This is a genomic window from Sinomicrobium oceani (genome assembly GCF_900119185.1).
GTDB classification, from domain to species: Bacteria; Bacteroidota; Bacteroidia; order Flavobacteriales; family Flavobacteriaceae; genus Sinomicrobium; species Sinomicrobium oceani.
Window position 1 is genome coordinate 68,494 of record NZ_FPJE01000009.1, and the last position, 25,865, is coordinate 94,358.

At 45.5% G+C, this 25,865-nt stretch carries 17 protein-coding genes; 13 read left to right on the forward strand and 4 right to left on the reverse strand.

Going from position 1 to position 25,865, the window contains the following annotated elements:
- Positions 1-66 precede the first annotated feature (66 nt).
- Positions 67-4,539, forward strand: a complete 4,473-nt coding sequence (locus tag BT112_RS09625; RefSeq protein WP_245777015.1) for a translocation/assembly module TamB domain-containing protein — start codon at positions 67-69, stop codon at positions 4,537-4,539.
- A 163-nt stretch (positions 4,540-4,702) separates the two neighbouring features.
- Here the strand turns inward: BT112_RS09625 and BT112_RS09630 are convergent, their stop codons facing one another.
- Entirely contained in the window at positions 4,703-6,535 is a 1,833-nt protein-coding gene (locus tag BT112_RS09630; RefSeq protein ID WP_072317161.1) for a sodium:solute symporter family protein, read from the reverse strand.
- 62 nt (positions 6,536-6,597) lie between these two features.
- On the reverse strand, positions 6,598-7,320 hold the full coding sequence (locus BT112_RS09635) for a LytR/AlgR family response regulator transcription factor (RefSeq protein WP_072317162.1): 723 nt from the start codon (positions 7,318-7,320) through the stop codon (positions 6,598-6,600).
- 496 nt (positions 7,321-7,816) lie between these two features.
- On the opposite strand from BT112_RS09635, the gene nagB reads away from it, so the two are divergent.
- From nagB to BT112_RS09660, 5 genes are all read left to right on the forward strand, one after another.
- Positions 7,817-9,751 carry a glucosamine-6-phosphate deaminase gene (nagB, locus tag BT112_RS09640; protein WP_072317163.1) on the forward strand — a complete coding sequence of 645 codons (1,935 nt, stop codon included), beginning with the start codon at positions 7,817-7,819 and terminating at the stop codon, positions 9,749-9,751.
- A gap of 70 nt (positions 9,752-9,821) precedes the next feature.
- Positions 9,822-10,049 carry a hypothetical protein gene (locus tag BT112_RS09645; protein ID WP_217652359.1) on the forward strand — a complete coding sequence of 76 codons (228 nt, stop codon included), beginning with the start codon at positions 9,822-9,824 and terminating at the stop codon, positions 10,047-10,049.
- Between the two features lie 148 nt (positions 10,050-10,197).
- Entirely contained in the window at positions 10,198-11,184 is a 987-nt protein-coding gene (gene pfkA / locus BT112_RS09650; protein WP_072317165.1) for a 6-phosphofructokinase, read from the forward strand.
- 77 nt (positions 11,185-11,261) lie between these two features.
- Entirely contained in the window at positions 11,262-12,263 is a 1,002-nt protein-coding gene (gene gap, locus BT112_RS09655; protein WP_072317166.1) for a type I glyceraldehyde-3-phosphate dehydrogenase, read from the forward strand.
- 90 nt (positions 12,264-12,353) lie between these two features.
- The gene (locus BT112_RS09660; RefSeq protein WP_072317167.1) at positions 12,354-13,214 is read left to right on the forward strand and encodes an N-acetylglucosamine kinase; all 861 of its coding nucleotides are present in this window, start codon (positions 12,354-12,356) and stop codon (positions 13,212-13,214) included.
- 361 nt (positions 13,215-13,575) lie between these two features.
- On the opposite strand, the gene BT112_RS09665 is transcribed toward BT112_RS09660, so the two are convergent.
- Both BT112_RS09665 and BT112_RS09670 read right to left on the reverse strand, forming a co-directional pair.
- Positions 13,576-13,956, reverse strand: coding sequence for a RidA family protein (locus BT112_RS09665; RefSeq protein ID WP_072317168.1), 381 nt, complete (start codon positions 13,954-13,956; stop codon positions 13,576-13,578).
- A gap of 59 nt (positions 13,957-14,015) precedes the next feature.
- A complete protein-coding gene (locus BT112_RS09670) occupies positions 14,016-16,799 on the reverse strand; it encodes a putative LPS assembly protein LptD (RefSeq protein ID WP_072317169.1) in 2,784 nt (927 codons plus the stop codon).
- Between the two features lie 278 nt (positions 16,800-17,077).
- Here BT112_RS09670 and BT112_RS09675 point away from each other — a divergent pair, with 278 nt between their 5' ends.
- The 7 genes from BT112_RS09675 (at position 17,078) to BT112_RS09705 (ending at position 25,835) form a co-directional block, all read left to right on the forward strand.
- Complete coding sequence (locus BT112_RS09675) at positions 17,078-18,181, forward strand: N-acetylmuramoyl-L-alanine amidase (protein WP_072317170.1); 1,104 nt, start codon at positions 17,078-17,080, stop codon at positions 18,179-18,181.
- Positions 18,182-18,379: 198 nt separating this feature from the next.
- Entirely contained in the window at positions 18,380-19,351 is a 972-nt protein-coding gene (locus BT112_RS09680; protein ID WP_072317171.1) for an MlaD family protein, read from the forward strand.
- 42 nt (positions 19,352-19,393) lie between these two features.
- The gene (locus tag BT112_RS09685; RefSeq protein ID WP_072317172.1) at positions 19,394-20,695 is read left to right on the forward strand and encodes a 4Fe-4S dicluster domain-containing protein; all 1,302 of its coding nucleotides are present in this window, start codon (positions 19,394-19,396) and stop codon (positions 20,693-20,695) included.
- 56 nt (positions 20,696-20,751) lie between these two features.
- On the forward strand, positions 20,752-21,198 hold the full coding sequence (locus BT112_RS09690; RefSeq protein ID WP_072317252.1) for an LNS2 domain-containing protein: 447 nt from the start codon (positions 20,752-20,754) through the stop codon (positions 21,196-21,198).
- Positions 21,199-21,274: 76 nt separating this feature from the next.
- Complete coding sequence (locus BT112_RS09695) at positions 21,275-22,057, forward strand: (Fe-S)-binding protein (RefSeq protein WP_072317173.1); 783 nt, start codon at positions 21,275-21,277, stop codon at positions 22,055-22,057.
- Between the two features lie 115 nt (positions 22,058-22,172).
- Positions 22,173-22,658 carry an ABC transporter ATPase gene (locus BT112_RS09700; RefSeq protein ID WP_072317174.1) on the forward strand — a complete coding sequence of 162 codons (486 nt, stop codon included), beginning with the start codon at positions 22,173-22,175 and terminating at the stop codon, positions 22,656-22,658.
- A gap of 261 nt (positions 22,659-22,919) precedes the next feature.
- Complete coding sequence (locus tag BT112_RS09705; protein ID WP_072317175.1) at positions 22,920-25,835, forward strand: serine hydrolase domain-containing protein; 2,916 nt, start codon at positions 22,920-22,922, stop codon at positions 25,833-25,835.
- The last annotated feature ends 30 nt before the right edge of the window (positions 25,836-25,865 follow it).

The following is a 25,865-nucleotide window of genomic DNA, read 5'->3' on the forward strand; positions in this document are numbered from 1 at the left end:
TCACAGGTGGTCAGCCTGAAGTCCGTATTTCATAACCGGTTAATGTAGTCTGGGCATATCAGAAAGTTGAGGAAAATAATAGTCAGGACCTTCCTGATCATTTTTATATTGCTGGTGGCGATAAGTATCTTTTTTGCACTTCCGCCGGTACAGACCGGTATTGCCAAAAGGGTAATGCGGACGGTCAATGAAGATTTCGGGACCAATATACAGATACGCAGGGTGTACGTATCGTTTTTCGGCAGTGTCAGCCTGAGAGGTGTTTATATCGAAGACCATCACCGTGATACGCTGGTTTCGGTAGAGCGCCTGAACACATCTCTGCTGAGTTTCCGGAACGTAAAGAGCATGATTGACGGAAAGCTCAATTTCGGGGATATCGATATGAAAGGTGTGCTGTTTCACCTGCATACGTATAAAGATGAAGATTATACAAACCTCGATCTTTTCGTGGAACAGCTCGAAGGAGAGGATACGACCAGTACTGCTACCGAACCTTTTTTACTGAAAACATCCCTTGTTCATCTCGAAAATGCACGTTTTCAGCTTACCGACGAAAATACCGAAAGTGTTGATATTCTTCATTTCCGTGATATTCATGCCGATTTACAGGATTTTAAAATAGAAGGGCCGGAGGTAACCGCAAAGATACGTCAGCTCGGATTTGTCGCAGACCGTGGTATGGAGGTGCAGAAGCTCGAAACGGACTTTTCGTATGGCCTGACGGAAATGCATCTGGAGCACCTGGATATCGAAACCCCCGGATCGGATATCAAGGGTAACCTGGTGTTTTTTTACAAGCGCGAAGATTTTGCCGATTTTCTCAATAAGGTGGAAATCAAGGGCGATTTTAATGACGCGACGATCTCGTTTGATGAGGTCAATACATTTTATAACGAATTCGGCCGCGGTAAACGCGTCACGTTCAGTTCGGAGATCGAAGGGGTGCTCAATGACCTGCGCACCAAAGACCTGCGGGTGACTTCCGAAAATACCAGTATAAGCGGAGATATCGATTTCAAAGGACTGTTCTCGTCCGATGTGCCTTTTCGTATGGATGCGGACATCGGCTATCTCTCGTCCAACTATTACCAGTTGAGAAGCCTGCTGCCTAATATTCTCGGTAATTCCCTGCCTTCTTCCCTGTCCAAATTAGGACAATTGCGAATTCGGGGAAAAGCGGTACTGACCGAAACCACGATTAATACCGATATAGAACTCGAGACCGACCTCGGGAGCAGTGTATCCGTTCTGAAACTTACCGATATCAATGATATAGACAATGCTTCCTACGTAGGAACCATAACCCTGACAAATTTTGACCTCGGGACTTTTATCGAAGATAAGAACTTCGGGAAAACGTCACTCCATGTGGAGGTGGACGGTAAGGGATTTACCAAGGAAACCCTGAACACGGAGATCAGGGGAACGGTGAACAATATCGTGTACAACGGTTATAATTACAAGAATGCGGTCGTATCCGGGGTGATCAAGGATCAGTTGTTCGACGGATCACTGGTATCCAATGACGAAAACTTTAAAATGAGCTTTGACGGCCTGGCTGATTTTTCCCTGGTCGAAAACCAGTTCGATTTCAGGGCTTCCATAACCCGTGCAGATCTGTATGCACTTCACTTGGTTTCCCGCGACAGTATTTCGGTTTTTTCCGGAGATATCAGTATGAATATTACGGGTGATGATATTGATAACCTGAAGGGAGAGATCAATTTTACCAATACCAGTTACAGGAACCAGAATGACGATTACTATTTCGAAGATTTCAAGATCATATCCGTGATCAACGAGACCGGCCGTGTGCTCACTGTCGATTCTCCGGAAATCATCAACGGGTTTATGAAAGGAAACTTCTCCTTCCGGGAACTGGGGAAGATCGTACAGAACTCGGTGGGAAGTATCTATGCCAACTACAGCCCGCATGAAATCAGGCCCGATCAGTATGTAGAGTTCAATTTCTTTATCAACAGCAAGATTATCGAGGTGTTCTACCCGGAAGTAAAACTGGGAAAAAACACCTATATCAAAGGAGAGATGATTGCGGATGAGGGCGATTTTAAGTTTACGTTCCGTTCCCCGGATATCGAGGCCTTCGGCAATGCGATTAAAAATATAGATCTGCAGATCGACAATAAGAACCCGCTGTTTAATACATACGTCGAGGTGGGGGAAATCCATACCGGATTTTATGATATTTCCAAATTTAACCTGATCAATACGACGATTAAGGATACCTTGTTTTTCCGGACGGAATTCCGGGGCGGAGACAATGCGGCAGATGAGTATAACCTGAACTTTTATCATACTATTACTCCCGATAACAAGTCGGTTGTAGGGCTAAAGCGTTCGGAAGTAGGGTTCAAGGGGAACCAATGGTTGCTCAACAGGGATAACAATCATCAGAACCGGGTAGTGTTCAGCAAAGCCCTCGATACGATTACCGTGGAGGAGATCGTCATGAATTACGAAGAGGAGCAGATCAACCTGCAGGGAAAAATGGTAGATTCCACATACAAGGATTTTTCTGTTCATTTTAAAAATGTATTTCTCGATAAAGTAACGCCCGATATTGAAAACCTTAGCCTGAAAGGATTGATGAACGGGGAGTTTTATGTGTTACAACAAAAGAAAAACTATTATCCGTCTTCGAATTTACGTATAGACGACTTTACGGTTAACGATATCAACCTAGGTAATTTTGATGTCGGTATCGTAGGGAACCAGGATCTTTCCAGTTACGGAATAGATGCAGTGATACTCAAGGGGAACAAGAAAGTACTGGATGTTGTCGGCGATGTCTCTTTTGAACGTAATAAGGCTTCGCTGGATGTAGGGATGTCGGTCGATGAGCTGGATATAGGCGCTTTCAGTATGTTGGGAGGTGATGTGATATCGGATATCAGGGGACTGGCATCTGGCAGGGCCAGGCTTACCGGGTCGTTTAAAAAACCCGATCTGAACGGGGAGATCACATTGAGAAATGCAGGGATTAGAATACCTTACCTCAATGTAGACCTGAGTATGGATCCGGAGACGAGAATAGAATTATTCGGACAAACTTTTAAGTTTGACAATATCAATCTTACCGATACGCAGTATAAGACCAGGGCTTTGTTTGACGGGACGATAACTCATGACGCCTTTTCGGACTGGTACCTGGATTTTACGCTGGATACGAGGGGGCAGCGCTTCCTGGCCCTGAATACCCCGGAAACGGAAGAGGAACTTTTTTACGGTACCGGTTTTATCAATGGAGAGGCCCAGATATACGGACTTACAGATGAACTTACGATCAAAGTCTTTGCTACCACGGGGAAAGGGACCTCCCTGAAAATTCCGCTGGATAATGAGGTGACGGTAGGAGATACGTCTTTTATTAACTTTATCGATAAAAACGGAGATGCCGACCGGATAGCCCGGGAGAGGGAACTGGCAGATTACAAAGGACTGGAACTGGAATTCGACCTGGATATCAACCCGGATGCAGAGGTAGAGATCGTCATCGACAAGGAGCTGGGAAGTTCGTTGCGCGGAAGAGGGGCGGGAAACATACTTCTGGAGATCAATACCAACGGAAAATTCCGGATGTGGGGGGATTTTACTACGTATAGCGGAGATTATAACTTTAAGTACGGGGGCATCATAGAAAAGAAATTCAAGGTAAAACCCGGAGGGTTTATGAGCTGGAACGGAGATCCGTTACGGGCAAATGTAGACCTGGAAGCCGTGTACAACCTTAATGCAAACCCGGCAGTACTGCTGGATAACAACTCCGTGACACGGAAAATAGAAACAGACCTTATTATAAAGCTGAACGGGGAGCTCCTTCAGCCGGATATCGATTTTGATATTCAGTTTCCGGGAACAAATGCAGTGATCAATTCGGAGTTGCAGTACAAGCTCGACGATAAGAGCAAGCGGGAATTGCAGGCACTTTCCTTACTGTCTCAGGGGGCCTTTATCAATAATGAGATCAACATCAGCGGCGGCGGTGTTGCGGGGAATTTTATAGAGTCCGGTTTTAGTATGCTCAACGATATTCTCAATTCGGGGGATGGTAAGTTCGACATCGGGCTTTCCTACGAATTGGGTACAAGAGATCCTAATCTCGATTTTGAGACCCAGGACAGGTTTGGGGTGACAGTTTCTACGCAGATTAACGAACGTATACTCATTAACGGAAAAATAGGGGTGCCTATAGGCGGTGTGGCAGAAACTGCGGTAGCAGGAGATGTGGAGGTGCAGGTCCTGCTCAATGAAGACGGGACGCTCCGGGCCAGGATATTCAACAGGGAGAACGAAATACAACAGTGGCTTGCAGATCGTATCGGATATACCCAGGGGGCCGGTCTTTCTTACCAGGTGGATTTTAATACGTTCCGGGAACTGCTGAAAAAGATATTTACCAAAAAAGAGGAAAATAATACCGGTAAAGCAACGGAAGCCGATAAAGAAGCTGCCGCAAGGCAGGAAAGTATGGGAGGGGGATTGATACAGTTCGGGCAGAAAGGAAAAGGCAAATAGAGCGCCGGTTTTTTGTACGATCATTCCATCCAGCACCGGATCCGGCCGGATGCGCTGTAAAAGCTACCATTGGCCCTGTGTTCGGATTATCGCATAAAAAAGGTGCGATCGTGCCTGTTGTTTACCGATCGCACCGTTTATGTCTTTTTATAATACGTATTGTTTAGAGTATATCGCTTTTCATTTTCCTCCATACCACAGCGAGCAAAACACCCGAAATGATAATGGCTATGGTAAGTCCTATGGCCAGCGGGTAGTTGCCGTAAATCCAGTTTCCTGTAGCAAACATGCAGCAGTACACCAGTATACAGCCAAGGACCATGGCGAGGATACCTGAAGGGACCGTCCATTTTTCTCTTTGGTCTACGATATTGACGTCTTCTGCCCGGGCCTGGTCTATGATCTTTTTCCATCCCGGTCCCCCGGGTTGTGTTTTCTGGTAAAAGCTATACAGTACTTCTTTCTTTTCCGGCTTCGTTACGAAAGTTACGATAAGCCATATTACGGTGGTGATCAGTACTATGGAGGGCAGGGTGGCCCATGAAGGGAATACTCCTTCTACTACGGTGCCATCCAGCTCTTTGTAGCCGAATAAAGCATTGCCAAGCGGTGAAAGGGTGAGTACAAGACTGGTTATGGCTGCAGCAAACATTACGGAAATTTCACTCCACGCATTGATACGCCACCAGAACCAGCGAAGGATATATACGAGCCCCGTGCCCGCACCGAACATGAGGAGGATATCAAAAAGCTGTTTGGCATTGGTCAGCAGGAGTGCCATGACCGCACTGGCTACCATAAGCAAGACCGTAGAAATACGTCCTACGTTGACCAGCTCTTTCTCCGATGCGTCTTTTTTAACCGTTTGTTTATAGAAGTCGTTTACAATGTATGACGATCCCCAGTTGAGCTGGGTAGATATGGTACTCATATATGCAGCTCCGAGAGAGGCGAGCACCAGTCCAAGGAGTCCGCTGGGTAGTTTGGTGAGCATGGCGGAATAAGCCAGGTCATGCCCGAGTTTGCTTTCCTCGATCCCGGGGAATGCGGCATGTATACTCGCTACGTCCGGGAATACAACCAGTGATGCCAGGGCAACCATGATCCAGGGCCAGGGTCTTACACCGTAATGCATGATGTTAAAGAAAAAAGTAGAGGCAATGGCGTGATTTTCGTTTTTGGCGGCCAGCATACGTTGGGCGATATATCCGCCCCCTCCCGGCTCAGAACCCGGATACCAGGAACTCCACCACTGCACGGCGAGCGGAATGATAAGTATGGAGATCAGCGCTTCCGTGTCGGAGAAATCGGGCAGGATGGAGAGTTTACCGACTACATTCTCATTGGTGATCAATTTCGTAATACCGCCGACTTCCGGGATATTCACCAGGTAGTATGCAGCGCCTACGGCACCTGCCATAGCCACGAAAAACAAGATGAAGTCCGTATAGACAACCCCTTTAAAACCGCCGATAGCACTGAATATGACAGTGATGACACCACCGATAAGCACCGTTTGTATCGGTGATAGCCCGAGCATGATACCACCGATCTTTATAGCGGCGAGGTTTACGGCAGCCAGGGTAATGATGTTAAAGAACAGCCCGAGATAGATGGAGCGGAACCCGCGCAGGAACTTGGCCGGTTTGCCACCGTAACGGAGTTCGTAAAACTCCATGTCGGTCAGTACATTCGATTTGCGCCAGAGTTTGGCGTAGATGAATACGGTAGAGAGTCCGGTCAGCAAAAAAGCCCACCAGGCCCAGTTTCCCGAAACACCGTTGGTTCGGACAATATCCGTTACCAGGTTCGGAGTGTCTGTGGAAAAGGTAGTTGCTACCATCGAAAAGCCCAGAAGCCACCAGGGCATGCTGCGGCCGGAAAGGAAGTATTCTGTGGTGTTCTTGCCCGAACTCCTGGATACGACTATACCTATGGTCAGGGTAACGGCAAAGAAACCGAAGATAAGGGAGTAATCTAAAAATGATAGTTCCATGAAAGTTGTAGTTAGTAATTTAGTTTAATGGTTTTATAAGTTCTTCTCATCGTTTTTTATCGTTAAAGGATATCCTGGTTGTCCTTAAAAATGCTCTCTTTGGCTTCTTTGATATAATTACGTCCTATAGGGATCCTCTTGTTGTTTATTTCTATGATATTGCCTTCTACCGCCTTCACCTTGTCTATGGCTATCGTGTACGAACGGTGTACCCGTATAAAATTGGAGGATGGTAACTCCTCGGTAATGTTCGTCAGCGATTTATGAACAATATATTCGTCTATGGTGGTTACCACTTTGATGTAATCCTTGAGACTCTCTATAAATAAGATGTCGTGGAGATGTACTTTTACCATTTTTTTGTCGACTTTCAGAAACATGTGCGGTTCCTGTTGCGTCTTGATGTTGACCGGACCGTTGCGCTTTAGGGTTATTTCCTTGGTGAGTTTGTTCATCGTTTTTGCAAAACGGTGAAAGGGGATGGGTTTGACGAGGTAGTCAAAGACATCGAGCTCATAACTTTCTACGGCATACTCCCGGTATGCGGTAGTTATGACGATGAAAGCATCGTAATCGATGTTGCGGATAAAATCGAGCCCGCTCATCTTGGGCATATTGATGTCGAGAAAAATAACGTCGATATCGGGGTCATCCAGGGCAGTCATGGCCTCGATAGGGTTGTTATGACAAGCGACTATTTCCAGATTCTGAAACTCTGCGGCATGAGATAGCAATACACTTGTTGCAAGAGGTTCGTCATCGATGATAATACATTTAATCTTCATGAATACCCTGGTTTAAAAACGCGGCATATTTCCGGTGTCATTTTGCACCCTGGTTTTTGTGACCAGAATTATGAAAAATTGACAAAAACTTCTCAAAAAGAGCCAAAAAATAGATGTATTTTTACTAAAAACAAAATATTTTAAAATAATTTTTCACCCGCCCGAAAGCTTGTTTTTTCTGGTGTGCCAAATGGTGTAATTGATGAGTTTTTTGATGCTGTTCAGCTAAAAAATTTTTTGTTCTCCAATATGGGTTTTCGTTTTTCACACCTCATAAAGTAGCTTTTTGTGCGTTCTGTCGCCCATTTATACGTAGGTAGAGGACCATGTACGGGCCAGTGGGCAAACGGTTGCATTTTGTCCTGTTGTAAAATCTTTAAGTCCGGAAAATAACGCTATTCGTGACAAAGTTGGGTGCACTGGTCGAAAAAGTTTTAGCATATAAAGCCTATTGAATAGTTTAGTTTCGAAAATTAATCACATCATACCGTTCGTTATGCATCGATATTTGGTACAAGCTAATGATATTAGCTATAAGGAAGTGGGGAAATTCGAAGAGACCCGCTATGAGAAAGTTCACAACGAGATCTTCGAGAACTCGCTTCAGGCATCAGCACTTGTAGCTTCGGAAATCGCAGATCTCATAAAAAGCAGGCAGGAGAAAGGAGAGAAATGCGTGTTGGGGCTTGCCACCGGATCTTCCCCCATAAAGGTCTATGAAGAACTGGTGCGTATGCACCGGGAAGAAGGATTGAGCTTTGCCAACGTGGTTACCTTCAACCTGGATGAGTATTATCCCATGAATAAGGATAATCACCAGAGTTATCACTATTTCATGCATCAGCACCTGTTCGATCACGTGGATATAAAACCCGAGAATGTACACATTCCGGACGGAAGAGTATCTCTCGATGAAATTCACCAGTACTGTATCGACTATGAAATGAAGATCAAAGAGTACGGCGGACTCGATTTCCAGTTACTCGGTATAGGGCGTACGGGACACGTAGGGTTTAACGAACCCGGGTCGCACTACAATTCCGGAACGAGGATTATCACCCTCGATTACCTGACGCGTAGCGATGCGGCTTCCGATTTTAACGGTATGGAAAATGTGCCTAAGCGTGCCATTACCATGGGGATCGGTACCATATTGAAAGCCAGGCGTATCGTGTTGCTGGGCTGGGGACATAAAAAAGCAGATATCATTAAAAGGACTATAGAAGGTGAGGTAACGGGGAATGTTCCGGCAACATATCTGCAACAGCATCAGAACACCACCTTTATCCTCGATTATGAGGCGGCTTCGGAACTTACAAGATTTAAAACACCCTGGCTGGTAGGGCAGTGTGTCTGGACCGAGGAACTCAAGAGAAAAGCTATGGTATGGCTGAGCCTCAAGGCTAAAAAGCCCATACTGAAACTCACGGACAGGGATTATAACGATAACGGAATGTCCGGACTGCTGGCCCAGGAAGGATCTGCATACGAACTGAATATTCAGATGTTTAACGTGTTGCAGCATACCATTACCGGGTGGCCTGGCGGAAAACCCAATGCGAACGATACAAAACGCCCGGAGCGTGCCGAACCGGCAAAGAAAAGAGTGATCATATTCAGTCCGCATCCCGATGATGATGTGATCTCTATGGGAGGAACTTTTTGTCGACTGGTAGACCAGGGGCACGAAGTACATGTGGTGTACCAGACTTCAGGTAATATAGCCGTAACCGATGCGGAGGCCCTGAAGTTTGCCGAAGTGGCCAGTGATATTACGGGGACGAACGGACCTGCAATCTTTAAAGATGCGGTGGCATACCTCAATAACAAACGGGAAGACCAGATCGATTCGCTGGATGTGCGAAAACTCAAAGGGCTTATTCGTCGCAGGGAATCGTACGGGGCAACACGCTACGTAGGGCTCGATGATAAAAATGTACATTTTCTCGATCTTCCTTTCTACGAGACGGGAGAGGTTAAGAAAAATCCGCTCGGAGAAGAAGATATTGAGATTATCATGAATATTATCGAAGAGGTGAAACCACATCAGATCTATGCTGCGGGAGACCTTGCAGATCCGCACGGTACTCACAAAGTATGTCTGGATGGTATTTTTGAAGCGTTAAAACGACTGAAATCCCAATCGTATATGGATGATTGCTGGGTGTGGTTGTACCGCGGAGCATGGCACGAATGGGGATTGGATGAGATAGAAATGGCAGTTCCGATGAGCCCGGACCAGGTGATCCGTAAGCGAAACGCCATCCTCTTCCACCAGTCTCAGAAAGACCGCGTCATGTTTCAGGGAGACGATTCCAGGGAATTCTGGGTAAGGGCAGAAGACAGGAACAAAACCACGGCCAAACTGTATGACGAATTAGGGCTTGCCGAGTACGAGGCTATAGAAGCCTTCAAACGATATCATTTTTAGTGTTTTTCAATTATTAATCATTACGTTCGGATCCGCCTGCTTTTTTATAAACAGGCGGATTTTGAATTATATGAAAACAATGAAAGTGGGGAAAAAGAGGATTTGGAATATGAAGTTTCCTGCTTTTTCGAAACTGAAAAAGAAGCGTGTTGTTCCTCGTTGCGGAACGGTGGCAAAATATAAAAATTACAGCCTGTTTTCTTTGTTGTTGTATTTTCGGTTAGAAAAAGCACAACATAAAAAAACTCTGGATTTGGCAGAATACCCCTGTTCCCGGATTGAAGAAATGATATTTTGAACGATAAAAACAGCTTCTGGTGTTAAATATCAGGGGGGTAAAGTTAAAAGTTTTTAACGAAAACGTTAGAAATATTTAAACATCGCCAATAGGGTTTTTCAGTAGGGAATTATTAAATATCTTTGATAGCTTATAAAAATAAAAGTTCATGTCAGACAATATAAAAAAGATTGCTGTTTTGACTTCGGGAGGAGATTCTCCGGGGATGAATGCGGCGATTCGTTCTGTAGTCCGTACCTGTGCCTATCATAATGTGGAGTGTGTTGCGGTCTACAGGGGGTACCAGGGAATGATCGAGGGAGATTTCAAACCGATGAATGCCCGTAGTGTAAATAACATTATCAACCGTGGCGGAACGATATTGAAATCTGCACGCTCCAATGATTTTCGAACTCCCGAAGGGCGTAAAAAAGCTTATGAACATCTGAAAGAACAGGGAATAGATGCTTTTGTGGTTATCGGAGGTGACGGTTCTTTTACCGGGGCGATGATCTTCAGTGAAGAATTCGGATTTCCGGTGATGGGAATTCCCGGAACTATAGACAACGATATATACGGCACGAGTTTTACGCTCGGATACGATACGGCGCTCAACACGGTTGTCGAGGCCATAGATAAGATACGGGATACGGCCATTTCGCATAACCGTCTGTTTTTTGTAGAGGTTATGGGGCGCGATGCCGGGCATATTGCCTTAAATACAGGGGTAGGAGCCGGAGCCGAAGAAATCCTGATCCCCGAAGAAAATCTCGGGCTGGAACGATTACTCGAATCGCTCGAAAGAAGCCGGTTGTCCGGAAAGTCTTCGAGCATTGTCGTTGTGGCCGAAGGCGACAAGATCGGAAAAAGTGTTTTCGAACTCAAGGAATATGTAGAGCAAAACCATCCCGATTATGATGTGAGGGTTACCGTACTCGGACATATTCAGCGCGGTGGCAGACCGACCTGTTTCGATCGTGTGCTGGCCAGCCGTATGGGGGTGAAAGCCGTAGAAAGCCTGATCGAAGGGAAATCTAACTATATGGTCGGGTTTACAGAAGATAAGATCATGCTGACCCCGCTGGAGAAAGCGGTAAAAGGCAAGTCGGAAATCGATCGTGAACTTCTTCGCGTATCGGATATCATGACGACTTAATCCCCTTGTTTTTTCGTAACTTTAAGGGATTATTCAATAAACGCAAATCAAAATAAATCACAATAAATAATAAGATCATGTCAAACTTAAAAATTGGTATTAACGGTTTTGGTAGAATAGGACGGTTAGTATTCAGAGAGACTGTAAAAAGAGATAATGTAGATGTAGTAGCGATTAACGACCTGTTAGACGTAGATCACCTGGCATACCTTCTTAAATACGATTCTGTACACGGCACTTTTCAGGGAACCGTAGAAGTAAAAGACGGTAACCTCGTGGTAAACGGAAAAACAGTAAGGATTACTGCGGAGCGGGATCCTAAGAGCCTTAAGTGGGATGAAGCCGGTGTAGATGTCGTAGCGGAATGTACGGGTATCTTTACTACCCTGGATACGGCTCAGCAACACCTTGATGCCGGAGCTAAAAAAGTAGTGATCTCTGCGCCTTCCAAAGATGCTCCTATGTTTGTTATGGGGGTTAACCACAAAGAAGCCAAGGCTACGGATAATATAGTTTCCAATGCTTCATGTACGACCAACTGTCTTGCACCGATATCCAAAGTGTTGAACGATGCTTTTGGTATCGAAGAAGGACTGATGACAACCGTACACGCTACAACAGCTACCCAGCTTACTGTAGACGGTCCGTCCAGGAAAGATTTCAGGGGAGGTAGAAGTGCGCTTGCCAACGTTATTCCTGCTGCTACGGGAGCCGCCAAGGCTGTGACCAAAGTAATCCCGGCGCTGGAAGGAAAACTTACAGGTATGGCATTCCGGGTTCCTACTACCGATGTATCTGTAGTGGACCTTACCGTAAGACTGCAAAAAGAAACTTCTTATGAAGAAATTAAAAAAGCGGTAAAAGCCGCTTCGGAAGGTGAACTTAAAGGAATTCTCGGATATACCGAAGAACTGGTAGTATCTCAGGATTTCGTTGGTGATACCCGTACCAGTATCTTTGATGCGGATGCAGGAATAGAGTTGAACTCCAAGTTCTTCAAAGTAGTAGCATGGTACGATAACGAAGCAGGGTATTCCAGCAAACTGGTAGATCTGGCACTTCACGTATCTTCATTATAAAAGATAGTAAGCCAGGGGCAAACAGGCAAAGGAATCTTAAAGGAAGGAATGGTTTGTCTGTTTGTTCTTTATTAATAAATTATTGAGCGTATGATATTAATTGTTGATAGTGGAGCCACGAAATCAGATTGGATAGCATTAGACGAAGAGGGGAATAAGTTGTTTCTGACGAAAACCCTGGGGCTTAGCCCGGAAGTACTTACCCGGGAGATTATAGACGAGCGTCTGGCTAACAATTTTGAGCTTAGCAATAATAAGGAAAAAGTAACTCAACTCTACTTTTACGGGGCAGGTTGTGGTACCGACAGGATGAAGGTCTATCTCACGAAGATCTTTAAGAATTTTTTTGTAAATGCCAAGACGTTTATCAAAGAAGATACCTATGCGGCCATACACGCCACGGCAGAACCCGGAGAGCACGCCATAGTGTGTATACTGGGTACCGGGTCCAATTGCAGTTATTACGATGGCAGCGAAGTGTTCCAGAAGGTTATTTCGCTGGGATATATTCTTATGGATGATTGCAGCGGTAATTATTTCGGGCGTCAGTTGCTTCGTGATTATTATTACCACAGGATGCCAAAAAGCCTTGCGCATAAGTTTTCCGAAGCTTATGATCTGGAAGCGGATGTTATCAAGAATAACCTGTATAAGCAGCCCAACCCGAATACCTACCTGGCTACCTTTGCGAGGTTTGTTATTGAAAACCGGGAACACGAATACAGTCAGAAGCTTATCCGTAAAGGAATGCAGTTGTTTATAGACAATGCGATCCGTCAGTATGAGCAGGCAGAATCCGTTCCTGTGCATTTTATAGGTAGTATTGCGTATTATCTCCAGGAGGAACTCCATGAGGTGATGGCTCAGAACAATCTGAAAGTCGGCAAAATATTACGCCGCCCTATCGATAACCTGGTGGAATATCACCGGAATATCGTTTTCAATAAATAGCAATAAAAACAACTTGTTGTGCATTATTCAACAAAAGATACGTGAGTGTCACTCTGAGCTTGTCGAAGAGCAACATGTCTATCCTCCGACAGGCTCAGGATGACACAGAAGCTTGATAATGCACAACGGGTAAAAATATACAAATGTTATAGAAAAACAGGTTGTCCGAAAAGACAGCCTGTTTTTTTATGTGTCGGGCCTTCATGTATATAGATGGTGATGCACCGAAGCAAAACAGGGCCACAGACGGGAGGGATAGAGTGTGCCGGGATTACGGATTAAAGCTCCTATAGGGCAAAACAAAAAAACTGTCCGGATTTTCCGGACAGCTTTTTTGTTTATGATGTCGTTTCACAGGGTACTACCTGCCTGCGATCATGGAGATCTCTACATTGACAAATTTGGGCAGATTGGCCACTTCTACGGTTTCCCGGGCCGGCGCATTATCTTCTGCAAAATATCTTCCGTATACTTCATTGATCTTCCCGAAGTTGTTCATGTCGCTGATAAAGATCGAAGATTTTATAACGTGGTCAAAACTCATCCCTGCGGCTTTGAGAATAGCTTCGAGATTTTGCATGACCTGCGTAGTCTCTTCTTCGATAGAGTTGAGGTTGAGTTCTCCGGTGACGGGATCCAGGGCGATCTGTCCGGAAATATAAAGAGTGTCTCCGGCGAGTACAGCCTGGTTGTAAGGGCCTATGGGGGCCGGTGCTTCTTTGGTGTGGATTATTTTTTTCATGTCGCTAAAGTTTTTATAAGTTCTGCGGGCCGACGGACCTTCCGGTAACGGGCGATGCGTTACAGGTTTCTGTCCGGAGCACGTCTTTTCTCCCATTTCAAGTCACTGAGCATGGAGCTTTTGATCCCGATAAAGAAATACCAGGAGTTTCGTGTACCAAATGGTGTCCAGCTAAAATTCATACGCCAGCTTTCCAGGTCGCGTTCAAAGCGTAACTGGGTGAAGGAGAATCCTTTGTTCTTAAAGTCATAGCCCGATGAAACCCCCACTTTCCATTTCGGGGATAACTCGACATTCCCGGAAAACATCAGGGAGTTGTTGCTTATTTCGTTTTGCCTGTTGGCGTTGGAATAGGTCATGGAATACGCCAGACGTAGATCCCAGGGCAGGCTTGCCCCGTAAAATTTGGTTTCTTCTTCTTCCTCATCCTCGTCTTCGTCATCGGGGAACATTCTGCCGTCGCTGAAATCCTGGTTGGTACCGAAAAGATCATCATCCCTTCCTCCGCTGGAGGTATTGTCTGTTTTCCGGTCTATTCCGCTTCCTTTAAAGCTTTTACTGGACAGCGTATAGCTGGTGGTGAGGTTGGCATTGGTAAGCCGGAAGAGACTTCCGCCGTTGTCTATATTGTATTTCTCTATCCGTCTTCCGCTGTTATCTATGGCGTAAGGGTCTAAGGTAGCCCCGAAATTAACGGTCATTTTATTGTCAAACAATGGTATACCACCGGTAACCCGCAGCGGGCTCCAGGGCAGGGAATCGGCAGCTATGTTGTAGCTGGTGGAGAAGTTGAGGTTGTTGAGTAGTGTTATTTTTTTAGGCTCCGTAGCGGTCGTATCCTTATCGACGACCTTGGCTTCGAGGGTATTGCTTATCGATATTCCGATGTTGTTGGAATTACCCCTTCCGGGCGTTCCGTATACCCCGCCTTCGAACCTCGTGTAGTCTCTGACGTCCCCTTCTTCATTGGCGATATACTGGTCGTAATACTGGTCGAAGCCCGGGGTGTAACCATAGCTGACAGAGGGGCGTATCACGTGTCGTATGGCCTGTATCTTTTTGCCTTCTTTAAAAAGGAAAGTACCATAGAGTGTTGTTCCGAGACTTGCGCTGAAATTGTACTGCCCGAAACGGTCAAAACCGTTGATAGTATCGATGGGAGCTTCGCCGAGTTCTTCGTCGTAATCGTTTCTTTTAATGGTTTTCAGTTGCCATACCTCATCATAGTTAACGCTGGTGGATACGCTGAGGTATTTCATGATCTTAAAGTTGGTACTGACCGGTATGCTGTGCCTGAAGCCGGTTTTTGCCGTTTCGAACATCTCTTTTTTGAAGAAGAGGGAGTCGGTGGTCTGGAACCGGTTTTCTGCCCTGAGGTTGTACTGGAAGTTGATATTCTGGAAAAATCCTTTCTTGATCCCCGATTTGGGAGCAAAAGGATAGATCCTTTCCACACTGGCCTGTAATGTCGGAAGGGTCATATTGATAACTTCCGTATTGGTGTTCTGCGAGTGGGTGGCCGTTACACTCAGGTTTACTGCCGGGTATCCGGGAAACGATTTGGAATAGGAAACCGATGACGACAGGGTGTTGTTCATAAAGTTCCCTGTGTTGATCTGGTTGTACGAGTCCTTGTAATAACGGCTGCTTCCCAGGTTTACACTTGCGGAAAATCTGGAATTGGGATTGGACTTGGTGTCCTGCGAATGCGACCACTGAATGTTGTAGGTGGTTCCCCGGCTGTAATCGGGAAAGCCTTTTTGTCCCTGTACGAGGTTTTCGAAACGGAAATTGAAATTCCCTCTGAAACGGTATCGCACGGCATAGTTGGTTTCGGTACGGAATCCGTAACTTCCGTTGGTATAGTAATCTCCGAGTACGGCAAGATCGAAATAATCACTGACGGCAAAGTAATATCCCCCGTTCTGAAGAAAATACCCCCGGTCGTTGATCTCCCCGAACGTAGGGAAGATAAGTCCGGATTCGCTGCTCTTTTCCGACATGGGGAAATAGGCGAACGGAACCGCTATGGGAGTGGGCACGTCAGCAATGTACATGTTGCTGAACCCGGCAATAACTTTTTTCTTGGGAACAAATTTTGCCTTTCGGACCCGGATATAATATTCCGGATCGTCCAGGTTTTTGGAGGTGGTCAGTTTTCCTTCGTAGAGGAAATATACCGAATCATTTTCTTTTTTGGTCATCTCCGCAAATACGTTCATTTCACCACCCACGGTCTGTTCCGATCTGGAATTCCAGATCAGGGCCTTCTGGGTGTCGAAATTATACCGTATGGAATCCGGTTCGACGATATTGCTTCCCTGTTTGAAATAAGGTGCCTGGGTGAGAGTTCCTGTGGAATCCTTGATCCGCCCGGCATAGACCTCTTTTTTTTCGTAGTCTATAACAATAATCCCGGCCTTCAGTTCGGTGTCCTGGTAATAGACTTCCGCTTCGTTATAAAGATAGATCTTATTTTCGCTTCGTACGGTTTTCTGATAATCTTTGGCTTTATATTTGATCTGGTCGTCGAGAAAGCCTTTTTTCTTTTTCGGGACGGTATCACGTACGATACTGTCGGTTTGCTGTATGCTGTCGGTGAGGATGTTGTTCGCAATAATAGAATCCCGGATCTGAACTTCGGGGAGTAGTTCACTCACAGGAACTTGGGTGGAATCTCTTTGTGCTGCTATATTTAAAGGCTGTTTTACCGGGGTTTCCTGGGCTAAAAGAAACAACGGGCTCAACAGTAAAATGAGCATTAAAAGTATGTAAGGGTTGTTTGCTTGCAAAGCTTTAAATCCTATTTTTGTAAAAATATAGCTTGGTATTCCTTTGGTCATACAAGGCTTTGGTGTATACCCCGTATTTCACAGAGGCAAAGATGTAAAAAAAATACGCTAATTCCTTGCAACAAGTTTTGATTTTATATTTTTTTTGGGAGCCTGCCTGTAAATACTTCGAAGGGAATTACACCGGTTATATTTTTCGGGCGGGAAGAGGAGCAGGAAAAGGACAGTGAAATATATTCGTTGATTTTCTGTGTTTTATCTGGTCACCGTGGTCCGAAGTGCAGGAAGTATAGGTTAACTGCGGTTTTTTTACCGTAAAACAAAAGCAGATGATAAGAAAGATTTGGTTGATCCCGGTATTGGTAGCCGGATTGGTATGGTTGAGTGCTTTCCGGGGAGGGAATGAGGAAAAAGAAGTGAAAAAAAAGGTTTTTACCGTAGTGCTCGATGCGGGCCATGGCGGCCATGATCCCGGAAAAGTGGCCAACGGTGTCAATGAAAAGGACATTGCACTCGATATTGTGCTCCGCATTGGTAAGGAACTCGAAAAATACGACGACATCAAAGTGGTATATACCCGGAAGACCGACAAATTCGTGAACCTGTACGTCCGGGGTAAGATCGCCAATGAGGCCAATGCCGATCTTTTTGTTTCCGTACACTGTAATGCACATCATTCCAATGCTTCGGGAAGCGAGACTTACGTACTCGGTCTGCATGCCAACCGGCAGAATTTTGAGGTGGCCAAAGCGGAAAACGAGGTGATTTACCTCGAAGAGAATCATGAAGCCAACTACGCCGGGTATGATATCAATTCCCCGGAGTCGGTTATCGGGCTCACCATTATGCAGGAAGAGTTTCTCGGGCAAAGTATACAACTGGCCAAAAAACTTCAGGACAATTTTTCGGTAAAGCTCAAAAGAAAAAACCGGGGTGTTAAGCAGGCCGGGTTTATCGTGCTGCACCAGACCTTTATGCCAAGTGTGCTTATAGAAACAGGATTTATTACCAATAAAACGGAAAAGAGCTATCTGGCTTCTACCAAAGGAAAGTCGGAAGTGGCTGCCAATATCGCCGGTGCCATTATCGAATACAAGAAAGAGCTGACCAGTAATATTGCGGTAGATGACCTGCCCCTGATCCCGGACCCCGATACCGGGGTTGTACCAGCTTCGGGAGTGGTGTTTAAAGTCCAGGTCGCTGCAGGAGCCAATAGAATAGAGCCAAAGCGTTATAATTTCAGAGGGCTGGACCCGATCTCACTGGAGCAGGCCGGAAGTGTGTACCGGTATTTCTACGGAAACACCACCAATTACGAAGAAGCCAGAAAACTCCAGAGAGAGGCCAAAGAAAAGGGATATAAAGAAGCCTATATCGTAGCGTACCGCAATGGCGAACGCATATCGGTAGATGAAGCACGCAAAGGCAGATAACGGCATTGTCAGTGGACAGAGAACGTTTTACGATGTATTCCTCTTGTTTTAAGGAGTCCGGACCGAAGTGTCAGAGCCCGGATAAAAGAAGTCTGTACGTGACATTTTGCGAAAAGTACGTTTTTTATTATATGTAATCTAAAGAGCGTCTTAATAAAATTATTTCTAAATTTGTTCACAACGTAAAAGTGAAAACATTTGAAAATATCAAGAGAATTAAAGACAGCGATCATCGTTTTAGGGGGCATATTGTTGTTCATCCTCGGATTTAGCTTTTTAAAATCCAACCCCATTTTCAAGTCATACCGTACTTATTATGCTGTGTATGACCATGTGGGAGGGCTGGCTACAGGAACCTCGGTGAGTATCAACGGTTTCCCGGTAGGGAAGATTCTGGATATTCGTTTTGTGGATGAACGAGGGAAATTGCTGGTGACCTTTTCCGTGGAAAACGATTTCGAATTTTCCAAAAGCAGTAAAGCCGTGCTTTTCGATACGGGGATTATCGGGGGTAAAGGTATCCAGATCGTACCGGTATTTGACGGTAGTTCCAATTCTGTTTCCGGCGATACGCTTCCTTCATTTATAAAACCCGGTCTTACGGAACTCGTTACTCAGAAACTGACACCTTTACAAGCGCAGCTCGGCAGTATGCTGGAACATGCCGATTCGGTACTTTCCGGAGTAAACAAGACGCTGGATGAGGAAATGACGGGGGATTTGAAATCAACCGTGGCCAATATCAGGGAAATAACGGAGAATTTCAAGCAAAGTTCCGTAACCCTGAATAAGATTTTACAGGACAATAAGAAAAAGCTCGATAATTCTCTGGATAATATCGAAGGATTAAGTGGTAATCTCAAGGAAGTTTCGGGTACATTGGCCGATGCCGATCTGGGCCGTACCATGGAAGAACTTCAGCAAACCATTAATGGTTTTCACCAGGTGGTTGCCCGGTTGGAAAACGGGGAAGGTTCTGTTGGAAAGTTGCTGAAAGACGAGGAACTCTACGATAACCTTACGGGAGCCTCCTTGCAACTGGAACAGCTTTTACAGGACATGAAACTCAATCCCAAGCGGTATGTCCATTTTTCCCTTTTCGGGAAACGACCTAAGCCCTACGAGGTCCCGGATGAAGATGAAACAGAGACGGAGACCGGCGAGCAATAGGCCGGCGACCGAAGTTGGTTAGCGTTTTAATTCAGATATATAATGGCTGTCATACCTAATATAATTTTTGCCGTAATCCTTTTTGCAGGGATATTCTTTTTTGTCAGGAATGTCAGAAAGCTGATTCGTAATATTCGAATGGGAAAAGCGACGGATAGGTCGGATAACAAACCGGAGCGTTTCAGAAATATGGCCCGGATTGCATTGGGACAGCAGAAAATGGTGGTAAGGCCCGTAGCGGGAATCCTGCATATTATAGTTTATCTGGGGTTTATTATTATCAATATCGAAGTTTTGGAGATCATTATAGACGGTCTTTTCGGAACACACCGGATTTTTGAATTTCTCGGAGGGTTTTATGGTTTTCTTATCGGTTCCTTTGAGGTACTGGCCTTGTTGGTGCTGGTGTCTGTGATCGTATTCTGGATACGGCGTAATATGATTCGCTTACAGCGTTTCTGGAAGCCGGAAATGAAAGGATGGCCGAAGCATGACGGGAATTTTATCCTCTACTTCGAAATGGTACTTATGATACTGTTCCTGGTGATGAACGCCACGGATGTGCCTTTTCAGCAAATGCAGTCCGGAAATGTGGTGAGCGGTATTATTGCACCATTATTTGAAGGCTTACCACAGTCTGTACTTTACACGATAGAGCGAAGTGCCTGGTGGCTTCACATCACCGGGATACTCATCTTTCTGAACTATCTCTATTACTCCAAGCATTTACATATATTACTCGCTTTTCCGAATACCTATTTTGCCAGTCTGAAACCCAAAGGGGAAATGGATAACCTGGAATCGGTTACCAATGAGGTGAAGCTGATGATGGATCCTAATGCCGATCCCTTTGCCGCCCCGGCGGAAGGAGATACTGCCGCCCCGGAAAAGTTCGGGGCATCCGATGTGGCCGATCTCAGTTGGGTGCAATTGCTCGGTGCCTATACCTGTACCGAATGTGGAAGATGTACCAGTGAGTGTCCGGCAAACCAGACAGGTAAAAAATTGTCTCCCAGGAAAATCATGATGGATACCCGGGATAGACTTGAGGAAGTTGGTAAAAATATAGATAATAATGGTACTTTTGTAGCAGACAATAAGTCGTTGCTGGATGATTATATCACCAGGGAAGAACTGTGGGCATGTACATCGTGTAATGCCTGTGTGGAGGCCTGCCCGGTGAGTATCAATCCGCTGTCTATTATATTGGATATGAGACGTTATCTGGTGATGGAGCAATCTGCAGCTCCGGCAGAACTGAATAACATGATGACCAATATAGAAAACAATGGCGCCCCCTGGCCTTATAACCAGATGGACAGGTTGAACTGGAAAAATGAATAATAACAAGTAAACAAAGTATAACCAATCCAAATGAGTCCGTGAAGGACACAGAAACTATGAAAAAGGAAGACGTAGAAAGGCTGTTGCACGACAAAGTAGAAGCAGGTGAGCATGTGAGTCCGGTATTGCCCGAGGGAATTAAAAATTACCTCATTGATATCGACGGAACAGTAACCGAAGATGTGCCTAATGAAGAACCGGAAAGAATGGCGACCTGCGAACCGTTTCCGGATGCCCTTGCAACGCTGAACAAATGGTATGAAGAGGGACACGTGATAACCTTTTTCACTTCCCGTACGGAAGATCACAGAAAGGTGACCGAAGAATGGCTGGATAAACACGGGTTTAAATATCATGGCTTGTTGATGGGAAAACCCAGAGGAGGAAATTATCATTGGATCGATAATCATCTGGTACGGGCCACGCGATATAACGGTAAATTTACCGATCTTATAGAAAAAGAAGTGACCATCGAAGTATTCGATGACGGAGAACACGACTAAACAGTACAGTAAGTGCGGTTTATGATCGTACGGAGAATTTCTGCAATCATAAACCGCAGTTCTAAAACCGTAATCTATGATAAAAGTACCTACCATGGCCGAAATGATGGCGGAAGGAAAACAGCCCGAAGTTTTGTTTTGGGTCGGATGTGCCGGAAGTTTCGATGACAGGGCGAAGAAGATTACCAAAGCACTGGTAAAATTACTCGACAAAGCCGGGGTGGAATTTGCGGTGCTCGGAACGGAAGAAAGCTGCACGGGAGACCCTGCCAAAAGAGCGGGTAACGAATTTCTCTTCCAGATGCAGGCCGTGACCAATATAGAGGTGCTCAATGCATACGAAATCAAGAAGATAGTGACGGCTTGTCCGCATTGTTTCAATACGTTGAAGAACGAATATCCATCTCTCGGAGGAAACTATGAGGTGATGCACCATACCCAGTTTTTAAAATCCCTATTGGAAGAAGGAAGACTGGCCATCGAAGGCGGGAAGTTCAAAGGGAAAAAGATCACCTATCACGATCCCTGTTATCTCGGTCGTGCCAACGGAGTATATGAGGCTCCGCGTGACCTTATCCGCAAACTGGATGTGGAACTGGTGGAAATGCGTAAATGCAAAAAAGCAGGCCTTTGCTGTGGCGCGGGAGGAGCCCAGATGTTCAAGGAGCCTGAAAAAGGAGATAAGGACGTCAATATCGAAAGAACTGAACAGGCCCTGGAGACACAGCCTGATATCATCGCAGCAGGTTGCCCCTTTTGTAATACCATGCTGACCGATGGTGTGAAAGGAAAAGAAAAAGAAGCTGAAGTCGGGGTGATGGATGTTGCGGAACTCATCGCCAATGCAGAAGACCTTTAAAGTCTCATTTTGTTAGCCCTACCGGTATGGCCATTCGTAGTTTTTTATCATGATAAACTTACGGGGCACGTAGCGGATGGCTCAGTCATAACTCAAACCGAAAATTCCATTATTTATGTATATTCCCTTTAGTGACCTTCCGGAGACATCTCGGATATGGATATATCAGGCGAACCGTAGTTTTACGGAAGAAGAACTGGCAGAACTCAATACCAGGGTAGAAACTTTTCTGAAAGCATGGACGGCGCATGGAACTGCCCTTCAGGCCGGATTTGAAATACGCTACAACCGTTTTATCGTTATCGGCCTGAACCAGGAAGTACATGCTGCTTCCGGATGTTCTATCGATGCCTCGGTGCATTTTATTCAGGAATTGGAGAAAGCGTATGATGTAGATCTGCTGGATAAAATGAATGTGTCCTACAAGCAGGGCGAATACATCGCCTATAAACCATTGATAGAATTCAGGAAAATGGCCAAGGACCGCGCCGTGTCCGGAAAGACCATCGTATTTAACAACCTGGTAGCTACCAAGCAGGAGTATGAGGAACACTGGGAGGTGCCTGCCGAAGAAAGCTGGCATTCCCGTTTTGTAAAATAATACTTTTCAGGTCCCGCTTTGGCGGGACTTTTTCTTTCCCCTTTACACCGGTGAAGCCTTCCGGAAGCTGCTTTCGGTAACGGTGTGGGTCGTGTTTAAGTTTTTTATTTACAGTGTTTTAATGCTTTTAGTTTTGCCTGTTTCATAAAAGTGTTTGAACACACCTGTAGGTATTGTTAATAATCCTGTCAGTAATTTTGTCTTTTTAATTTAGCGATATAACCGTATCTTGCCTGTGTTTTCCAGAAAACAAGGTGATTTATGAAGAAAATTTTGGTGTTGCTGCTTCTCCTTCCGGTTTGGTGTCTTGCACAGGAAACAGATCCTTTATCGGTAGGTAATGAATATCTGCAGCAAAAATGGGTGGATAGTATCTATAAAAAAATGACGCTGAAAGAAAAAGTCGGACAGTTGTTTATGATAGATATTTTTCCGGAAAAAGGAGAGAAACAAATTGAAAAAGCAGAAAAGCTCATCCGTGAATATCATGTCGGAGGTGTAATTTTCTTTAAAGGCAATCCGTATCAGCAGGCACTGCTTACCAACAAACTTCAAGCGACCTCAAAAGTTCCGCTTATGGTCGGTATGGATGCCGAATGGGGGCTGGCCATGCGGCTCGATTCCACATTTGCTTATCCCTGGAATATGACGCTTGGGGCGGTAAAAGATAACAAACTCATCGAGCAGGTGGGATACCAGATCGGAAAACATGCCCGAAGGCTTGGCGTACATATCAATTTTGCCCCCGATATCGATATCAATACCAATCCGGAAAATCCTATTATAGGAAACAGGTCTTTCGGAGAAGACAAGTTTAACGTAGCCGAAAAAGGGGCTGCTTTTGCCCGTGGAATGCGCAATGCCGGTGTTTTGGCCTGTGGCAAGCACTTCCCGGGACATGGCGATACCCAGACTGATTCTCACAAAACACTACCTGTTATTTCCTTCAGTAAAACGAGGATATCCAATGTCGAACTGTACCCCTACAATCGTCTGATCTCCGAAAACCTCGAAAGTGTGATGGTGGCACATCTCGACGTTCCCGCACTGGAATCGCGATCGGGATACCCGTCTTCCATATCGCGGAATATTATTACGGGGCTGCTCAGGGAGGAACTGGGCTTTAAAGGCCTGATCTTTACTGATGCACTCAACATGAAAGGGGCATCCAACTTTACAACACCCGGAGATATAGACCTCGCAGCCTTTATGGCCGGAAATGATATGTTGGTGATGTCTCTCGATGTTCCCAAAGCGAGCCTGAAACTTACCGAGGCGTATGAGAAAGGAGAAATCACCGAAGAGCGGCTGGCCTATTCCGTGAAGAAGATATTAAAGGCAAAGTACAAAGCAGGCTTACATAAGTATGCCCCGATAAAGACCGAAAATCTCTATGAAGATCTGAACACCCGCAGAGACAGTATGCTGGAAGCCGAAGTGTATGCTATGGCCATTACGGTGGCAAAAAATCAGGACAGCATACTTCCGCTGAAGGAACTGGAAAATAAGAAAATTGCATATGTGCATTTCGGTGATGACCGGGGAGGTGATTTTTTAAATACGTTAAATCTTTACACCCGGGTAGATTATATTACGGGGAATACACCCGAGGAACTTCTTAAAAACCTGGAGCCCTATAATACCGTTATCATAGGGCACCACAGATCCAATGCCTCTCCGTGGAAGTCTCATGATTTTACAGTAAAAGAACTTAGCTGGCTTTTGGAGATTGCCAAAAAGAAGCGCGTCGTCCTCACCACATTTGTAAAACCATACAGCTTACTGAAGTTGAGTACGCTGGAGCCTATAGAAAGCATTGTAGTGGCTTATCAGAACAGCCCTGTCGCACAGCAGAAAGCCGCTGAAGTGATCTTCGGTGCCATAGGAGCACGGGGAACCCTTCCCGTTACAGCCAATAAGGAGCTTCTGGTCAATACAGGGATAGAAACCGTACCGCTCGGAAGATTGCAATATGGCATTCCGGAAAGCGTCGGAATGGACTCGGATATCCTGAAAAAGATCGATTCCATTACCAAAGATGCCATTAAGGTACTGGCTATGCCGGGAGCCCAGGTCCTCGTTGCCCGGAAGGGCACCGTGGTGTATCATAAGAGCTTCGGAAGACATACGTACACCGGGAATACACCGGTACGGAATGATGATCTCTACGATGTGGCATCACTGACCAAGATACTGGCTACGCTCCCCGTGGTCATGAAAATGCAGGATGAAGGTAAAATTGCCATAGACTCGACATTGGGCAGTATCCTGCCCGAACTCAAGGGGACCAACAAACAGGATCTAACGGTTAAAGACCTGTTGCTCCATTACGCCAGGGTAAAACCGTGGATTCCCTTTTACCGGTATACACTGGATAAGGATACCCACATGCCACTGGAGAAATACTACAGCAAAACCCCGCAGGGGAAGTTTAACGTCAAAGTAACGGAACACCTGTATATGCGGGAAGATTATAAAGACTCGATATTTCAGAATATCGTAGATAGTGATCTCCTGTCCAAAAAAGAATACCGTTACAGCGATCTCGGCTATTTTATGTTGCAGAAATCCGCAGAGAAAACCTATTCGGCTACCCTGGATTCGCTGGCAGATGCATTGGTCTACAGCCCGCTGGGAGCCAATCGTACGATGTTTAATCCTCTGGAGCGAGGAGTGAGAAAGGAGCAGATCGTGCCCTCGGAAGCCGATGATTATTTCCGGCATGAGGTAGTGCAGGGATATGTGCACGATATGGCTGCGGCTATGAAAGGCGGAGTGTCCGGACATGCCGGGCTGTTTTCGGATGCGAATGATATTGCCAAGATCATGCAGATGTTTCTGCAGAAGGGATATTACGGAGGGAAAAATTATTTTGCCGAAGGAACGGTAGACGAATTTAATACCTGTTACTATTGCAACAAAGGCGTAGAACGGGGGCTTGGGTTTGATAAACCCCGGCCGGAAAGCCTCGGTAAAAAGATGTACGACAGGGTGCCTAAAAGCTGTTTTTCCCATTCCGGTTTTACGGGAACTTACGCATGGGCAGACCCGGAAAACGAACTGGTATATGTTTTCCTGTCCAATCGTACCTACCCCACGGCGAGCAACAGAAAACTCATAACTATGGGGACGAGGACCGAAATCCTCGGGGTGATTTACGATGCTCTGAAGAACTAAGAGAACAGCGGACCCCGTACAGAATCAAAA

What these genes read in the sequence shown, in the direction of transcription:
- BT112_RS09630 (WP_072317161.1), bottom strand. Translation starts at nt 6,535, where the DNA reads ATGGAACTATCATTTTTAGATTACTCCCTTATCTTCGGTTTCTTTGCC.
- BT112_RS09635 (WP_072317162.1), bottom strand. Translation starts at nt 7,320, where the DNA reads ATGAAGATTAAATGTATTATCATCGATGACGAACCTCTTGCAACAAGT.
- nagB (WP_072317163.1), top strand. Translation starts at nt 7,817, where the DNA reads ATGCATCGATATTTGGTACAAGCTAATGATATTAGCTATAAGGAAGTG.
- BT112_RS09645 (WP_217652359.1), top strand. Translation starts at nt 9,822, where the DNA reads ATGAAAACAATGAAAGTGGGGAAAAAGAGGATTTGGAATATGAAGTTT.
- pfkA (WP_072317165.1), top strand. Translation starts at nt 10,198, where the DNA reads ATGTCAGACAATATAAAAAAGATTGCTGTTTTGACTTCGGGAGGAGAT.
- gap (WP_072317166.1), top strand. Translation starts at nt 11,262, where the DNA reads ATGTCAAACTTAAAAATTGGTATTAACGGTTTTGGTAGAATAGGACGG.
- BT112_RS09660 (WP_072317167.1), top strand. Translation starts at nt 12,354, where the DNA reads ATGATATTAATTGTTGATAGTGGAGCCACGAAATCAGATTGGATAGCA.
- BT112_RS09665 (WP_072317168.1), bottom strand. Translation starts at nt 13,956, where the DNA reads ATGAAAAAAATAATCCACACCAAAGAAGCACCGGCCCCCATAGGCCCT.
- BT112_RS09670 (WP_072317169.1), bottom strand. Translation starts at nt 16,799, where the DNA reads ATGACCAAAGGAATACCAAGCTATATTTTTACAAAAATAGGATTTAAA.
- BT112_RS09675 (WP_072317170.1), top strand. Translation starts at nt 17,078, where the DNA reads ATGATAAGAAAGATTTGGTTGATCCCGGTATTGGTAGCCGGATTGGTA.
- BT112_RS09685 (WP_072317172.1), top strand. Translation starts at nt 19,394, where the DNA reads ATGGCTGTCATACCTAATATAATTTTTGCCGTAATCCTTTTTGCAGGG.
- BT112_RS09690 (WP_072317252.1), top strand. Translation starts at nt 20,752, where the DNA reads ATGAAAAAGGAAGACGTAGAAAGGCTGTTGCACGACAAAGTAGAAGCA.
- BT112_RS09695 (WP_072317173.1), top strand. Translation starts at nt 21,275, where the DNA reads ATGATAAAAGTACCTACCATGGCCGAAATGATGGCGGAAGGAAAACAG.
- BT112_RS09700 (WP_072317174.1), top strand. Translation starts at nt 22,173, where the DNA reads ATGTATATTCCCTTTAGTGACCTTCCGGAGACATCTCGGATATGGATA.
- BT112_RS09705 (WP_072317175.1), top strand. Translation starts at nt 22,920, where the DNA reads ATGAAGAAAATTTTGGTGTTGCTGCTTCTCCTTCCGGTTTGGTGTCTT.